This is a genomic window from Pseudoalteromonas sp. CuT4-3 (assembly GCF_035666335.1).
In the GTDB taxonomy this organism is placed as follows: domain Bacteria; phylum Pseudomonadota; class Gammaproteobacteria; order Enterobacterales; family Alteromonadaceae; genus Pseudoalteromonas; species Pseudoalteromonas atlantica.
On the sequence record NZ_CP142030.1, the window covers coordinates 2,428,808 to 2,445,668 of the forward strand.

General features: G+C 42.0%; 15 protein-coding genes. 2 read left to right on the top strand and 13 right to left on the bottom strand.

The window, feature by feature from the left end; genetic code table 11:
• Positions 1-54: 54 nt before the first annotated feature.
• The 13 genes from lpxA to rpsB form a co-directional block, all read right to left on the bottom strand.
• Positions 55-825 (bottom strand): acyl-ACP--UDP-N-acetylglucosamine O-acyltransferase, encoded by a 771-nt coding sequence (gene lpxA / locus VOI46_RS11200; protein ID WP_324738015.1) that lies wholly within the window; start codon positions 823-825, stop codon positions 55-57.
• 2 nt (positions 826-827) lie between these two features.
• The gene (fabZ, locus tag VOI46_RS11205) at positions 828-1,280 is read right to left on the bottom strand and encodes a 3-hydroxyacyl-ACP dehydratase FabZ (RefSeq protein ID WP_004586929.1); all 453 of its coding nucleotides are present in this window, start codon (positions 1,278-1,280) and stop codon (positions 828-830) included.
• A 26-nt stretch (positions 1,281-1,306) separates the two neighbouring features.
• Complete coding sequence (gene lpxD, locus VOI46_RS11210) at positions 1,307-2,329, bottom strand: UDP-3-O-(3-hydroxymyristoyl)glucosamine N-acyltransferase (RefSeq protein WP_004586928.1); 1,023 nt, start codon at positions 2,327-2,329, stop codon at positions 1,307-1,309.
• Positions 2,330-2,336: 7 nt separating this feature from the next.
• On the bottom strand, positions 2,337-2,855 hold the full coding sequence (locus VOI46_RS11215) for an OmpH family outer membrane protein (protein WP_004586927.1): 519 nt from the start codon (positions 2,853-2,855) through the stop codon (positions 2,337-2,339).
• Positions 2,856-2,866: 11 nt separating this feature from the next.
• Positions 2,867-5,338, bottom strand: a complete 2,472-nt coding sequence (bamA, locus tag VOI46_RS11220; protein WP_024033814.1) for an outer membrane protein assembly factor BamA — start codon at positions 5,336-5,338, stop codon at positions 2,867-2,869.
• 102 nt (positions 5,339-5,440) lie between these two features.
• Positions 5,441-6,793 (bottom strand): sigma E protease regulator RseP, encoded by a 1,353-nt coding sequence (rseP, locus tag VOI46_RS11225; protein WP_324738016.1) that lies wholly within the window; start codon positions 6,791-6,793, stop codon positions 5,441-5,443.
• A gap of 1 nt (position 6,794) precedes the next feature.
• Positions 6,795-8,000, bottom strand: a complete 1,206-nt coding sequence (gene ispC, locus VOI46_RS11230) for a 1-deoxy-D-xylulose-5-phosphate reductoisomerase (RefSeq protein WP_039972188.1) — start codon at positions 7,998-8,000, stop codon at positions 6,795-6,797.
• Positions 7,997-8,863: a phosphatidate cytidylyltransferase gene (locus tag VOI46_RS11235; RefSeq protein WP_004586923.1), complete on the bottom strand. Its 867-nt coding sequence runs from the start codon at positions 8,861-8,863 to the stop codon at positions 7,997-7,999. The genes ispC and VOI46_RS11235 overlap by 4 nt, the downstream gene beginning before the upstream one ends.
• A 21-nt stretch (positions 8,864-8,884) precedes the next feature.
• Positions 8,885-9,664, bottom strand: coding sequence for an isoprenyl transferase (locus tag VOI46_RS11240; protein WP_004586922.1), 780 nt, complete (start codon positions 9,662-9,664; stop codon positions 8,885-8,887).
• An 81-nt stretch (positions 9,665-9,745) separates the two neighbouring features.
• Complete coding sequence (frr, locus tag VOI46_RS11245; protein ID WP_004586921.1) at positions 9,746-10,303, bottom strand: ribosome recycling factor; 558 nt, start codon at positions 10,301-10,303, stop codon at positions 9,746-9,748.
• 13 nt (positions 10,304-10,316) lie between these two features.
• Positions 10,317-11,066 carry a UMP kinase gene (pyrH, locus tag VOI46_RS11250; protein WP_039972186.1) on the bottom strand — a complete coding sequence of 250 codons (750 nt, stop codon included), beginning with the start codon at positions 11,064-11,066 and terminating at the stop codon, positions 10,317-10,319.
• A 159-nt stretch (positions 11,067-11,225) separates the two neighbouring features.
• On the bottom strand, positions 11,226-12,077 hold the full coding sequence (gene tsf, locus VOI46_RS11255) for a translation elongation factor Ts (RefSeq protein ID WP_004586919.1): 852 nt from the start codon (positions 12,075-12,077) through the stop codon (positions 11,226-11,228).
• A 105-nt stretch (positions 12,078-12,182) separates the two neighbouring features.
• Complete coding sequence (gene rpsB / locus VOI46_RS11260) at positions 12,183-12,911, bottom strand: 30S ribosomal protein S2 (protein ID WP_004586918.1); 729 nt, start codon at positions 12,909-12,911, stop codon at positions 12,183-12,185.
• Positions 12,912-13,149: 238 nt separating this feature from the next.
• Between rpsB and map the strand changes: the two genes are divergently transcribed.
• Positions 13,150-13,968, top strand: a complete 819-nt coding sequence (gene map, locus VOI46_RS11265) for a type I methionyl aminopeptidase (protein ID WP_223230592.1) — start codon at positions 13,150-13,152, stop codon at positions 13,966-13,968.
• Positions 13,969-14,235: 267 nt separating this feature from the next.
• A complete protein-coding gene (gene glnD / locus VOI46_RS11270; RefSeq protein ID WP_004586916.1) occupies positions 14,236-16,854 on the top strand; it encodes a [protein-PII] uridylyltransferase in 2,619 nt (872 codons plus the stop codon).
• Positions 16,855-16,861: the final 7 nt, after the last annotated feature.

The window sequence follows — 16,861 nt, forward strand, 5'->3', positions numbered from 1 at the left end:
TAAAAAACCACCGTCGATTACTCTTAGGTGGTTTTTTTAAAAAGCATAAGGCGTTTATCTTACGATACCGCGCTCAGAGCTTTGCACAAAATCAATCATGGTTTGTACTGCAGGGTACTTAGCGGCATCTTCATTTAGTGAGGCAATTGCTTCGTCCACACTTAAGCTCTTACGATAAAACGCTTTATAAGCACGGCGTACGGCCATAATTTCGTCGCTTTCAAAGCCACGACGCTTCATACCTTCTTTATTGGTCGCTGCAGGGCCTGCTGGCATACCAATGGTGGTTACAAATGGCGGTACGTCTTTATTAACACCTGAGTACATGCCAATAAATGCGTGTTCACCAATTTTACAAAATTGATGCACACCTGAGTTACCACCTAAAATAACCCAATCGCCTACATGCACGTGCCCTGCAACGCTTGCGTTATTAGCAAATATAACGTTATTACCAATTACGGCATCGTGAGCAACGTGGGTATACGCCATAAATAAGTTATTGCTACCAATTTTAGTCACACCTTGGTCTTGAATAGTACCACGGTGAATGGTTGCACACTCACGTATAACGTTGTTATCGCCCATAATAAGAGTGGTTGGTTCGTTGTTATATTTTTTGTCTTGGCAGGCTTCGCCTACTGACGCAAATTGAAAAATATGATTGCCAGAGCCAATAGTAGATGGCCCTTTAATAACAACGTGAGACTCAATAATACAGTCATCACCGATCACAACATCATTGCCAATATAGCTATATGGACCAACTGAGACATTGTTGCCTAGTTTAGCGCCAGGTTCGATTATTGCTGTAGAATGGATCACTATTAAAACTCTCTTCTCGCACACATAATTTCGGCACTACATACAACCTTGCCGTCGACTCTTGCTTCAGCGGCAAATTTCCATATATTGCGACGCTCTTTTAAAAACTCTACATGCAAATGCATTGTATCGCCCGGTATAACTGGCTGTTTAAAACGTGCGTTATCTACTGCAGCAAATAAGTAAAGCTCGTTATCGCTACGGTTTTCTACTGTTTTAAATCCTAATAAACCGGTGGCTTGCGCCATGGCTTCTAATATTAGCACACCAGGGAAAATTGGCTGATTTGGAAAGTGGCCAGTAAAAATAGGCTCGTTAACCGATACATTTTTAATCGCATGAAGTGACTCGCCAGGCGTAAAGTCAATTACACGATCAATTAAAAGCATCGGGTAGCGGTGTGGTAATAAACTTAAAATTTCTTGAATATCAAGGCTATTTAATTCGTTTGCCAAAATAGCATCCTTATTAGTGTTCAACGTTATGACTTAGCCAATGCTTCAAGCGCTTTGAGACGTGATTTCATGTCTGAAAGATTACGCAAGTGGGCAATTGATTTACGCCATTCTTTATTAGTTGTATGGGGCATACCAGATGAGTAAATACCCGGCTCGGTGATCGATTTAGTCACCATACTCATGCCGGTAATTATAACACCATCACATACTGACATGTGACCATTAATTGCGGTCATGCCACCTATTTGGCAGTTTTTACCAATGGTTACACTACCTGCTAGTACAGTACAGCCTGCAATTGCAGTACCCGAGTTAACTTCAACGTTGTGTGCTATTTGACATTGGTTATCGATGATCACATTACTATGAATAATCGTGTTATCGAGTGCGCCGCGGTCAATTGTTGTGCTTGCGCCCACTTCTACCTTGTCGCCGATAATCACAGAGCCTAGCTGAGGAATTTTAACCCACTGCCCGCGCTCGTTTGCATAGCCAAATCCGTCACTGCCAACCACACTGTTTGCTTGAAATAAACAATCAGCGCCAATTTCAACATCGTGATAAATAGTCACACTCGGCCAAAGCTTTGTGCCAGAGCCTATTTTAACACGTTCACCGATGAAACTGTTCGGACCAATTTGTGCGTTATCACCAATTACAGCACCGGCTTCTATAACAACATTTGCGCCAATGGCAGCACTTGTGCTTACCGTTGCATTTGGGTGAATAGTCGCACTAGCGTGTATACCTTGCTGCGCCGCTTGCGGGGTTGTATCCATAAATTGTGCAAGCTTTGCGTAGCTCACATACGGATTTCCAACAATGATTTTTGCGCCACTAAAATACGGTGCATCGGCTTCGCTAAGAATCACTGCGCTGGCTTGTGTGGTTTCAAGCTGCGTACGATATTTTGAGTTCGCTAAAAATGCAATATGCCCAGAACGGGCATTTGCAAGTGTAGCTATTTTTGTAATTTCTAAAGCGCCATCACCTTGAAGTTCGGCGCCTAGAAGTTCCGCAATGTGCGAAAGCGTATAATTTTGCATAGAGTGATTATTTCTTACTAACTGCTGATACAACTTTGCTTGAAAGATCAGTTACTTCTTTAGGGTTAAAGTAAATAGTAGTGTCTTTAACTTTAACTTCATCGAAGTCGCCATCTTTAGCAATTTCTTCAATTGTTTTAATAATTAAACCCTGAACTTTAGCAAGTTCTTGGTTTTGACGTGCTTTGATTTCTTGCTCTAAAGGACGACCTTTTTCAGCAAGGTTTTGTTGCATGCCTTGAATTTTATCACGTAGTGCATCTTTTTGAGCTTGGCTCATTGTAGTGCTTTCACGCTTAAATTTTTCTGCTTCAAAGCGAATGTCGCCTTGTAGTTTTTCAAGCTCTTGACGACGCTCAGCAAACTCAGTTTGTAAAGACTGCTCAATTTTAGCCATTTGAGGAATTTGCTTGTAGATCTCTTGCATATCAACAATGCCTACTTTGTGGGCAAATGCACTTGCAGAGGTGCCCATCATCAATGTTGCTAACACGGCTACTGCTGTTGATTTAAATAATTTTTTCACAAAAAACTCCTTTAGAAAGTGTTACTAATATTAAAGCTGATGGTCTTTGTATCGTCATCTTCTTCTTTTTGCAATGGATACGCAAAACTAATCAGCATTGGACCCATTGGAGAGATCCATTGTAAAGATAAACCGGTTGATACCCTAAAGCGCATTGGATCAGAGTAATCATCTAACTTAGCACGCTCATCTGGCGCTAAGTTTTGGAAACGGTCAACGTTAAATTCAGTATCCCATACGTTGGCAGCATCTACAAAGAAACTGGTACGTACAGAGCTGGTATTTTCTTCATCTAAGAACGGCGTAGGTACAATGAGCTCCATACCTGCAACCGCTTTTGCATTACCACCAATACGCCCTTGCGGTACTAAAATATCAAACTCATCAGAGCCACCGATGCTACCGGTTGTAGTACCATCAGCACCTGGCGTACCAGGGATTGATAAAGGAACACGTGATACAGCACGCGGCAGTATAGTATTACGATCAAAGCCACGTAGTTCCATTTCCGTTATACGGAAGAACTCTTGGAATGGCAGTGTTTGCTCATAACCATTGGTTGACCCATAACCATTACCGTAACCAAGCGCTGCACGTGTTGAGAACACCCAACGGTGGTCATTAGATATTGGCCAGTAAAAACGCGAATCGTAGTTCAGTTTAAAATACTGAAGATCAGAGTTAGGCGTTGTGGCTGTTAAATTTAATGTTTGGCGCGAACCCGCTGTTGGGAATAAACCACGGTTAACTGTGATACGCGACCAACCAACGCTTAGCTCATATTTAGTAAAGTCAAAGCCAGCATCTGGGTTTTCTTCATCTAAGAAGGTTTCGCGTAGTACGCGAGTTTGTTCGTACTCGGCAATTTCTGAAAGTTCTTCTTGAATCCAACGTACGCCAAAGTTAACACGGTTTACCGCATCAATTGGGAAACCAATATTGGTACCAATACCGTAACTTGTTGATTTATAATCTACTAAGCTAAATTTACTGGCATCGTAGTTGTTGTAAAAAATACTGCTGCCTTGCGATACACCATCTGGCGTAAAGTAAGGGTCGGTGTACGACAAGCTAATGCTTTCAGAACCAGTAGAGGTATTTAAGTTTAAGCCAATTTGATTACCCGTACCTAAAAAGTTAGATTCGGTTACACCAATATTAAACTGAAGCCCTGCGTATGAGCCATACGCTAAGCCCGCGTTAAAGCTACCGGCCGATTGCTCTTTTACTGTAAAGTCTACGTCTACTTGGTCATCTACACCCGGTACTGGTACTACGTTAAAGTCAACAGTTTCCATGTACGGTAAACGTTGAATTTGCAGCTTTGAGCGCTCAAGGTTTTGATTAGATAACCAGGCACCTTCAAGTTGTGTCATTTCGCGACGAAGTACTTCATCAGCGGTATTTTGGTTACCACCAACGATGATACGACGTACGTACACACGCTTGCCCGGATTTACCGACAGCGTAAGTTGCACTTCTTGTTTTTCATCATCAATTTCTGGAATTGTGCGTACTTCGGCATTGGCATAACCAAAGCGCGCTAAGTAGCTTTTGATAAATTCTTCAGATGAGGTCACCACTGAGCCATTGTAAAGCTCGCCGGCGCGAAGTGGGATAACGCTTTTGATTAGCTCTTCTCGGCCAAGTAAATCACCGATAAAGTCAAAACCTTTAACTGTGTACTTAACACCTTCTGTTAAGTTAGCAGTTACATACACAGATTCGCGCTCAGGACTTACTGATACTTGCGTAGAGTCGATATTAAAACGTAAGTAACCGCGGTCTAAGTAAAAGCTGCGAATTTTTTCTAAATCGCCTTCAATGGTTTGTTTTTGGTAACGGTCGCTACCCATAAACTGCCACCACGGTAAATCTTGTTGCGATTCAGCAAGCTTTAAAAGCTCTTCGTTAGAGAATAATTCGTTACCCACTAAGTTGATTTGACGAATAGAGGCGGCTTCGCCTTCGTCAAATTCTAGCTTAAGCTTTACACGGTTACGTGGCAGCTTAGTTACGCTAATATCAACGGTGGCATTGTATTTACCAATACTGTGGAAAAACTCAACCAACCCTTTTTCGATATTATCGATAACGGTTTTATCAAGCGGTTCACCTTGGCGAATATCTTGCTGATCGAGTGATTCGTTAAGCTGCTCGTCTTTTATATCTTTATTGCCTTCAAATTCAATAAAGCTAATAGTAGGACGCTCAGTCACTTTAAAAATAACGTTATTACCATCGCGTAACGCTTTGATGTTGTCAAAGTGACCTGAACGATAAAGTGACTTTATTGTTTTTGAAATCGTATAGTCATCAACGTTATCGCCCACATTGATAGGAACATGCGTTAGTGCTGCACCAAGTGCTACACGTTGCAAACCTTCAATTTTTAAATCTTCAACAATAAAGGAGTTTTGGCCCAGGGCTGCAAAACTTGCACCCAATAAACTTGAAACTGCCAAATGTTTTTTTATAGCCATTTTATTATCTTTATCCTTTACAACTGTATTACCGCTTAACATCAAAACTAATAATTAGTGATGCTTACAATCGTGTTCTAATTAGTAATTGTCACGCTGTAACTACAAACGCGATACATCATTGAACAAAGCGAAACATGTTAAAAATATGAGCAGCAATGCGCCCACTTTAAAACCAAATTCTTGTGTCTTTTCAGAGACCGGCTTTTTACGGAAAAGTTCAATTATGTAATACATTAAGTGTCCACCATCAAGCACTGGCAGAGGTAATAAATTAAATACACCCAAGTTAACGCTTATTAGCGCTAAAAAGCTTAAAAAGGCGACTAGCCCGTAGCTTACGCTAGTTCCTGCACCAACTGCAATGCCCACAGGGCCACTTAAATTTTTAACCGAAACCTGACCTGTAATTAAATTACCAATCATGTCAAAGCTAAGCGTTATAAGGCGCCAGGTCTCTTGGGTACCACGAGCAATACTATCAAGCGGACCAAAGCTTCGGGTTTCAACATAGCCCTCAGGCCAAGGTTGAACAACCGGCGCAACACCTAAAAACCCTTGTTCAATACCGTGCTCATTAATGCGCGATTTAGGCGTTACTGTTACGCTATTTATACTATCTTGTCTTTTTACACTAAATTGTAAAGATTTGTTAGCCGATTGCGTAATAAGATTAACTAATTGCTGCCAATCGCTTATTGTTTCACCATTTACAGCGATAATCGTATCGTTAACCTGCAAATTAGCCAGTTCGGCTGCTGAATTTTTAGTAATAGCCGCAATGGTTAATGTGGCTTGCGGTCTAAACGGTACAATACCCAACGAACTCAGTGGCGGCACGTCTTGTTGATCGAGCTTCCAACCCTCTACGTTAAGCATTTTTGTTTGCTCTTGGTAGTTTTTGTTACGCACTACTACGGGCACGCTTTGCTCACCTAAGCTCGACATAAGTGCAAAAGTTGCATCTTGCCAGGTGGCAATTGTGTCATCACCAATTTTAATAATTTGTTCAGAGGGCATAATGCCCGCCTGCTCTGCTCTGCTACCTTCGGTAATACTACCCACTACAGGTTTTACCGATTGCACGCCCACCATGTACATAGCCGCCAACGCCACAATAGCAAATAAAAAATTAGCCAGCGGGCCGGCTGCTACTATGGCTATACGGGCCTGAACCGATTTAGCGTTAAATGACAAATGGCGCTCATTTTCAGGTACCTCATCCACGCGTTCATCAAGCATTTTAACGTAGCCACCCAGCGGAATAGCGGCAATTACGTATTCTGTATTGTATTTATCGTGCCACTTTAAAAGCGGTTTACCAAAACCAATCGAAAAGCGCAGCACTTTAACACCCATTTTACGGGCCACCCAAAAGTGCCCATATTCATGAATAGCAACTAAAATGCCCAGCGCTAAAATAAACGAGCCAAGATTCCAAAAAAAATCTAACATATTAATGAGTCACTTTTGTTATTAGGTCCGCTGCACGTTGGCGGGCTTGTTGGTTACACGCTAATATTTCATCTAGGCTTTGTACGTTAGTGAATGTGGCCGCATCAAGCGTTTGTGCATTAATTTTATAAATGTCAGTAAAGCCAATTTGGCCTTTTAAAAATGCCGCAACCGCTATTTCGTTTGCTGCATTTACCGTTGTGGTTGCGCCTTGCCCTGCGCTGCACGCATCAATAGCAAGTTGTAAATTTGGATAACGCGCAAAATCAGGTTTTGTGAACGAAAAATCACAAATATCCGAAAAGTTGAGTGGTTTTACACCCGCGTTAATTCGATCTGGGTAAGCGAGTGCGTGTGCAATAGGTGTGCGCATATCGGGGTTACCCATTTGCGCTAAAATGGAGCCATCGTGGTATTGCACCATAGAATGAATAATACTTTGCGGGTGGATCACCACATCAATATCGCTGGTGTCACAATTAAACAGCCATTTAGCTTCAATAAATTCAAGCCCTTTGTTCATCATGGTGGCTGAATCTACCGATATTTTTTGCCCCATAGACCAATTAGGGTGAGCGACGGCTTCACTAACCGTAACCTCTTTTAAGGTATTTATATCGCGCGTTAAAAATGGCCCACCAGAGCCGGTAAGCAATATTTTACTTACGCCATGCTCTTGTAAATTTTGATCAGCGTTTGCGTTTTGAAGTGAATGAGGTAAGCACTGAAAAATAGCGTTATGCTCGCTATCAATAGGCAACAACGTGGCTTTATGCTGTTTTACTTTATCAATAAACAACTGCCCTGACATAACCAACGATTCTTTATTGGCAAGCAGTACTTTTTTACCTGCTTCAACGGCGCTTAGTGTAGGCAGTAAACCGGCAGCGCCAACAATAGCTGACATGACGGTATCGACATCGGGATGCGCACATAAATCGCTCATAGCCTGCGGTGAATGCATTACTAAGGTTTGGCATGGCGTATTATTTAAATACGATGATAGTTGCTCTGCAGCGCTTTGTGTGGCCATAACCGCATATAACGGTTCGTGCTCAATACACAGCTCTGCCATTTTTTTTGCATTGTGGCCTGCAGTGAGGGCAAATACGTTAAATAGCGCTTTGTTTCGCGCTATAACATCTAATGTACTTAACCCAATTGAACCTGTAGCGCCTAAAATAACAAGTTGTTGCTGTTGGCTCATAAACTCAAGGTCCATGCATAGCACATTACAAACATTGGGGCTGCTGCGGTTAAGCTGTCAATTCTATCTAAAATACCGCCGTGGCCGGGTAAACAGCGACCACTGTCTTTTAGGCCGGCTTCACGTTTAAACATGCTTTCGAGTAAATCACCAACAGCCGAAAACAAGGCTATAAAGGCGGTCATTACGGCATAAATAGGCCATACAGCAAAATCCACACCGGTAAAGTGACAAAAAGCTAAAACAAATATAATCGATGCAACCACACCGCCTGCTAGGCCTTCGATGGTTTTATTTGGGCTCACCTTTGGCATAAGCTTGTGCTTACCAAAACTTTTGCCTGTAAAATAAGCCCCTACATCGGCGCTCCACACAATACCAAGTACCACTAAAATCAGTACCGAGCCAAAGTGCGTTGATTCAGCGTATTGCGCGCTACGTAAGGTATTGAGTGCAAGCCAAAGTGGGATTAAAGTAAGCAACCCGGCAATGCCGCGCATTACCAAGCCTTCGTTCCATGCTTTGGCCATGGCTGGGTAGCGCCAAATTAAATAACTGGCCACAATCCACCAAGCAAACGAGAGCGTAAATAAGTAATTTGCATCCCCGACCAGCTGGCCGTTTTGCCACAGTGATTCAATCGGCCAATGTAAATTTAGCAGCGCCAATAACGCGCCAATTAACACCACAAACGCACCACGTTTTAATTTTGTGCATAGGCCCATAAAAGCAGACCACTCCCACGCGCCAAGTAAAACAATAATACCGGCAAAATAACTAAACAATGTTAGTGGAGTATAAAAAACCAAGGCTAGCGCTAACGGCGCTAATACAACCGAGGTTAAAATTCGTTGTTTTAACAAAATAGTGACCCTTATTCTATTTTAGGTTTGAGCGAGTAATTGTTTTATTTGTTCGCCCGTACAACCAAAACGTCGCTCTCTGGCAACGTAACACGCAATGGCCTCAGCAAATGCTGCTTCATTAAAATCAGGCCAAAGAGTTTCGGTAAAGTAAAGTTCCGCATAAGCAGCTTGCCATAGTAAAAAGTTACTAATACGAACATCACCACCCGTGCGAATTAGTAAATCCGGCTCCGCTTGGTCTGCCATGCTCATATGCTGTGCTAAGCGCTCTTCTGTAACATCCTCTGCCTTGAGTTGTCCGTTTGCAACTTGTAGTGCTAGTTGCTTTGCTGCATTTGCCATATCCCATCTACCGCCATAATTAGCGGCCACGTTTAAATGCAAACCGGTGTTATCTGCTGTTAGCTCATGTGCAGCGTTTACTTTGCTACGTAAACTTTCAGAGAATCGTGATAAATCTCCAATAATGGTCAGTTTTACATTATTTTTATGAAGCTTTTTTACTTCCTTTGTTAAAACAAACAAAAAAAGCTCCATTAAAGTGTTTACTTCGTCTTCGGGGCGGCGCCAGTTTTCACTACTAAAAGCAAATAAGGTTAACGATTGTATCCCTAATTTAGTACAAAACTGAACAGATTGACGAACTGCGTCCACGCCTTTTTTATGCCCGAACACACGAGGTCTATTTCTAGCTTGCGCCCAACGCCCGTTACCATCCATGATGATGGCAACATGTTTAGGTAAACATTGCTGTGAAATTGTATCAGCGTCTAGAACCATAAATATTGAGTATTCCATAAAAAAACGCCGCCTAGTATACCCTAGACGGCGTTTCAAAACTAATATATTTCATAACCTGCATTGAGGTTATTTAGCTGTTTAGATTTCCATCAACTCAGCTTCTTTCGCTGTTAGTTGTGCATCCATTTCTTTGATAAATTTATCTGTAAGCTTTTGAATTGTATCTTCTGCTTGACGCGCTTCATCTTCAGAAATTTCTTTATCTTTTAATAAAGATTTTACATCGCCATTAGCGTCACGACGAATGTTACGCACAGCAACACGGCCGCTTTCAACTTCGCCACGTACAATTTTAATTAAATCTTTACGACGCTCTTCTGTAAGCGGAGGAAGTGGTACGCGAATTACTGTACCAGCAGACATAGGGTTTAAACCTAAGTCAGACGCCATAATTGCTTTTTCTACAGCTTGCGCTAAAGACTTATCGAATACGCCGATAGCCAGCGTACGAGAGTCTTCAATCGTTACATTAGCCACTTGGTTAAGCGGTGTATCAGCACCGTAGTACGATACCATAATGCCGTCTAAAATTGCTGGGTGAGCACGACCTGTACGAATTTTTGATAGTTGACTACCTAGTGCTGCTACACTTTTTTGCATGCGCTCTTGCGCATCTTTTTGAATATCGTTAATCACGGTTTAATCCTAATTATTTGATTACTTCATCTGAGGCTTGTGAAGAGATAAGTGTGCCTTCTTCTTCACCCATAATTACGCGTTTTAAGGCGCCTGATTTATTCATGTTAAATACGCTCAATGGCATATTATGATCGCGAGCGAGTGTAAACGCCGCTAAATCCATTACTTTTAGTTCTTTATCAATAATTTCATTGTAGCTTAAGTGACGGTAAAGCGTGGCTTCTGGGTTTTTAACCGGATCATCACTAAATACGCCATCAACCTTAGTCGCTTTAATTACAGTGTCGGCTTCAATTTCAATACCGCGTAAACACGCAGCAGAATCGGTAGTGAAGAACGGGTTACCCGTACCTGCTGCAAAAATAACAACGCGGCCAGATTTTAATAAGCTAATTGCCTCAGCCCAGTTGTATGCATCACATACACCGTTTAGAGGGATTGCCGACATTAAACGACAATTAACAAATGCACGGTGTAGTGCATCACGCATTGCAAGGCCGTTCATTACGGTTGCAAGCATACCCATGTGGTCACCAACTACGCGGTTCATGCCAGCTTCTGCTAGTGATCCGCCACGTAAAAAGTTACCACCGCCGATAACCAAACCCACTTCTACGTCGAGTTCTACCAGCTCTTTAATTTCTTGGGCCATACGATCTAGCACTTTTGGGTCGATGCCGAAGCCTTCGTCTCCCATTAAAGCTTCACCACTTAATTTGAGAAGAACACGTCTAAAAATAGGTTTACGATTGATAGTCATAGTATTGGGGCCAACTTTTTATTAAATTATGGGTAAAAAATAACCGCGCTTATGATAAACATAAAAGCGCGGTTATTTTAAAGAATTTCTAAGCGTGACGCAAAAGCAAATAGTACTTTAATGGCATCTAATTTCCTTATGCATCACAAATAGTTAATCTTACTCGCCTTTTGCAGCTGCAATTTGAGCAGCAACTTCAGCAGCAAAATCTTCTTCTTTCTTCTCGATACCTTCACCAACTTCTACACGTGCGAAGCTAGTAACTGTTGCGTTTTTCTCTTTAAGAATTTCGCCAACAGATTTTTTAGGCTCCATGATGAAAGCTTGACCAGTAAGAGAAACCTCACCAGTAAATTTCTTCATGCGGCCAACAACCATTTTTTCAGCGATTTCAGCAGGCTTGCCTTCGTTCATCGCGATGTCGATTTGAACTTGCTTTTCTTTTTCTACAACGTCAGCAGGTACATCTTCAGGCGTTAAGTACTCTGGGTTTGAAGCAGCAACGTGCATTGCAATGTGCTTAAGTGTTTCTTCATCAGCAACACCTGCAACAACAACACCAATACGCTCACCGTGACGGTATTCAACAAGTGTTTCACCAGTGATGTACTGAAGACGACGTACGTTGATGTTTTCACCAATTTTAGTTACTAGCTCAACACGGTCTTCTTCAAACTTAGCTTGTAAGTCTTCGATAGTGATTGTTTCAGCGATAGCAGCGTCAGCAACTTTGTTAGCAAACGCTAAGAAGCTTTCGTCTTTTGCTACGAAGTCAGTTTGACAGTTAACTTCTACTAGTACTGCAACACCATCGTTTTGCTTGATGATGATAGTACCTTCAGCAGCAATGTTACCTGCTTTCTTAGCAGCCTTTGCAGCACCGCTCTTACGCATGTTTTCAATCGCTAACTCGATGTCGCCATCAGTTTCAGTTAACGCTTTTTTACAATCCATCATGCCAGCGCCAGTACGCTCGCGTAATTCTTTAACTAGGGCAGTAGTTACAGCCATTAGTAAATCCTCAAATCTGAAATCAGGTATTAGATAAGCGGGTAAACCGCTCTACAAGAATAGCAAGTCTTCACCTTAAAAAGATGAAGACTTGATGACAGCTAATTACTCAGCTTCTACAAAGTCGTCTTTCTCAGCTTGAGCAACGATGTTGTTCTCACGACCTTCAGTGATAGCAGCTGCAACAGAGCTAGTGTAAAGGTTGATTGCACGGATAGCATCATCGTTACCAGGTACGATGTAATCAACACCGTCTGGGTTAGAGTTAGTATCAACGATTGCAACAACTGGAATACCTAGGTTGTTTGCTTCACGGATAGCAATGTGCTCGTGATCAGCATCGATAACGAAGATAGCGTCTGGAAGGCCACCCATGTTTTTGATACCGCCAAGGCTCTTTTCAAGCTTTTCCATTTCGCGAGTAAGCATTAACGCTTCTTTCTTAGTTAACTTCTCGAAAGTACCGTCTTGGCTTTGAGCTTCAAGGTCTTTAAGACGCTTGATTGACTGACGAACTGTTTTCCAGTTAGTTAACATACCACCTAACCAGCGGTGGTTAACGAAGAACTGGTCGCTTTGTAAAGCAGCTTCTTTAACTGCTTCGCTTGCTGCGCGCTTAGTACCAACGAAAAGAACTTTACCTTTGTTTGCAGCAGCACTTGATAAAAACTTAAGTGCGTCGTTGAACATTGGTACTGTTTGCTCAAGGTTGATGATATGTACACGGTTACGTGCGCCGAAGATGAAAGGCTTCATCTTAGGGTTCCAGTAACGTGCTTGGTGACCAAAGTGAACACCAGCTTGAAGCATATCGCGCATTGAAACGTTTGCCATTTTGTAAATCCTCTATGTAGTTTAGGGTTAGGCCTCCACATATCCCATAGCACCAACACCGAAGTATTTAAACTTCAAATGCACCCAAGTGTATGTGACGATACGTGTGTGTGTTAAAATAAAATTGTGTTTGCCTTAAATACAAAAAATCATTTAAGAATTTATTTGTAAAAAGACGGCGCGCTTTATACCATATTAAAATTAAATACTCAACGTCGCGTGCAAAATTTGTGCGACGATAAATGTTAAAAAACGCAACTTTGGAGCCTCAATGAGCGCTGTGATCAAGACCCCTGAAGAAATTGAAAAAATGCGTGTAGCCGGGCGTTTAGCGGCAGACGTACTTGAAATGATTGAACCACATGTAGTGCCAGGTGTGACTACTGATGAGCTAAATACAATTTGTCATGATTATATTGTAAATGTGCAAGATGCCATACCTGCGCCACTAAATTACCACGGTTTTCCTAAGTCGGTTTGTACCTCTGTAAATCATGTAATTTGCCACGGTATTCCAAATGACAAACCGCTAAAAGATGGCGATAGCGTCAACATTGATGTAACCGTAATTAAAGACGGTTACCACGGCGACACCTCAAAGATGTTTCATGTAGGTACGCCTAACATTCAAGGTAAACGCCTTGCACAAGTAACACAAGAAAGCTTATACCTTGCCATTAAAATGGTAAAACCAGGTGTGCGCTTAGGCGATATTGGTGAAGCAATTCAAAAATACGCAGAGAGCTTTAACTACTCAATTGTACGTGAATACTGCGGCCACGGTATTGGTAGCGAATTTCATGAAGAGCCTCAAGTAATGCACTACGGTAAAGCAGGTACTGGCGAAACACTTAAAGCCGGTATGTGTTTAACAATAGAGCCAATGGTTAACGCAGGTAAGCGCCAGTGTAAACTTTTAAAAGATGAGTGGACTGTAGTTACACGCGACCGTAGTTTGTCTGCACAGTGGGAACACACCCTATTAGTGACTGAAAATGGTGTTGAAATTTTAACGCTGCGATCAGATGATACTATCGACAGGATTATCGAACACTAATAAAAACCGAGCCACTTGATAAAAGTATTTAACCTCTAATCGGGTTAATACATTTAATAACATACTGAATTATATGTAATATTTAATTTATTTTTTCCAAGTTGGAGATTTTCAGTGAAAACAAATCGAATTGACGCGCCAAATAGCGAGCCTATTTGCAAGTGGATTCAACACTGTTAACACTGAAAATAGCCGCTGGGGATAGACTTATTACTTCACGTTCAGGTTATTTATCAATGCTAACGGTTCAATAAGGAGCCAGCCCACGTGGCATTACCCAACAAAGTAAAAAAGTTGCTTAGCGATGCTGAGCAACTGAGCGTTTATCGCGATTGTTCTAGCTATTTTTATAAGTGGTTACATAACGAATTTTCTAAGCAACCAGTTGGTAATTTAATTAATGCCCGGGCTGAGTTTATAGACCGCCTGCTAATTAAACTGTTTCATGTTTACGATTTAGCTCACGAGCCTGATCTTGCCCTTATTGCCGTGGGCGGGTACGGCCGTGGCGAGCTACACCCCTACTCCGACATTGACTTTTTATTGCTTGTTACGCAGCCGCCTAGCGAGCAAATATGCGAAAAAATAGGCCAGTTTGTTACCATGCTATGGGATCTCAATTTAGAGATAGGCCACAGTGTGCGTACCATTGAACAAGCCATAGAGCAAAAACGTGAAGACGTTACCTTTGCCACCAGCTTGCTCGAAAGCAGGCTCATTTTTGGTAATCACATTGAGTTTGAAAAACTCAAAACGCATATTATAGAAACCCCTGTTTGGCGCTCAGGCGAATTTTTTGTAGCCAAAGTGCAAGAGCAAAACCTACGCCATAAAAAGTGCCACGGTACTGCTTACAACCTAGAGCCAAACATAAAAGAAAACCCCGGTGGCCTTCGCGATTTACAAACCATTATTTGGGTTGCTAAAAAGCACTTTAGAGCCGAAACCCTACAAGAGCTAATTAGCCACGGCTACTTAACGCATGAAGAGTTTCAGGAGCTTTCGGAGTGCCTAGAGAACCTTTGGAATATTCGCTTTGCACTGCATTTAGCCGCTGGGCGCTCAGAAAACCGTTTGTTGTTTGACCATCAACCACACACAGCTGAAATACTTGGCTTTGGTAGCGATGGTAAAGCCTCGGTTGAGCGCATGATGAAACGCTTATTTAGAATAATGAGCCGCGTACGCGAGCTTAACCAAATGCTGCTATCGTACTTTGAAGAAAGTATTATGCCAGAGAGCAGCGAAGCGCCAGTGATTGAATTAGACAAAGACTTTGAACGCGTTGGGCACCAAATTAGGGTTAAAAACCCATCGGTATTTTTTAGACGCGATCAACTTTTTGTTTTGTTTGAGCATATTGCCGACAACCCCGAAATTACCCATATTTACCCAAGTACTATTCGTACCATTAGGCAAGTACGCAGGCGCCTATTAGGTGACTTACAAGATTACGCAGCGTGCCGCGAGGCATTTATGCGTATAGTAAAACACCCTAACGGCATGGGCCGCGCATTCACGCTCATGCACAAACACGGCATGTTGGCCGCGTATTTACCACAATGGCGTAATATATTTGGGCAAATGCAATTTGACTTATTTCATGCCTACACAGTAGATGAGCACACCCATAAATTAATCAATAATATTTACCAATATTTTGATAAATCTAAAGTGAGCGAGTTTCCTATTTGTAGCGAAATAGTAACCCGAATGGATAAGCCTGAGCTGCTTTATTTAGCGGGTATTTTTCATGATATTGCTAAAGGGCGTGGCGGCGATCACTCAGAGCTAGGCTCGGTTGATGCCATTGCTTTTTCTAAATTACATGGCTTCCCATCATCTGATGGCAAGCTTATATCGTGGTTAGTTGTTAACCATTTACTTATGTCGGTTACTGCGCAGCGTAAAGACATAAATGACCCAGGTGTTATTAAAGACTTTGCCTCACGCGTAAAAACAGAGCGCCAACTCGATTACCTCTATTGTTTAACTGTTGCCGATATACGCGCAACCAACGACAACTTATGGAATGATTGGAAAAACACCCTACTACGCGAATTATACTTGCATACTCAGCGTGCATTACGCCTAGGGCTTGAAAACCCAATGGATCAACGCGACCAAATACGCGATAAAAAACACCAAGCTAAACAGCGCTTACTTAATTTGGGCTACCTAGAAAACCAAATTGATTTAATTTGGAGCCGCTTTAAAGCCAATTACTTTACTGCCTTTAGCGAGCAGCAAATATCATGGCAAACCGAGCACCTATTAAAATGCGCAGACTTAAGCCTACCCAGTGTCATTGTTTCTGATAAAGCAATGCATGGTGGCACGCAAGTGTTTGCTTATAGCCCATATTCTGGGCCGTTATTCGCTCGCTTAGTTAGCGTAATTGGTTCTAAAAAGGCGCAAATACAACACGCTCAAGTGCTTACTACCAAAGATGGCTACGCCCTATTTAACTTTGTAATACTTGAAGTGAGCGGCGACCCTATTGCAAGTAGCCGTGCTCAGTCAATTAAACGGGGGCTTGAGCAAGCACTTAGCGAACCACGTAAAAAAATACGCTTTAAAAAGAATCGCTCGCAACGATTTAAAGACTTTAATATTAAACCTAAAATAGTGCTGCGCCCTCATGCCCGTAAAGATCGCAGCCTAATAGAAATTCAAGCTGTTGATATACCTGGTTTACTTACTAAAATTGCCGAAGTTTTCCAAGCGCATTTATTACACATTCACGCAGCCCGTATTACAACGGTAGGTGAACGTGCAGAGGATTTCTTTGTCGTATCAAATAACGAATACCAAGCGCTGACTGATGAAGAGCAAGCCAAAATTCATCAGGCATTACGTAAAAAATTCAACGCCGAAACAGAATAAGGACACA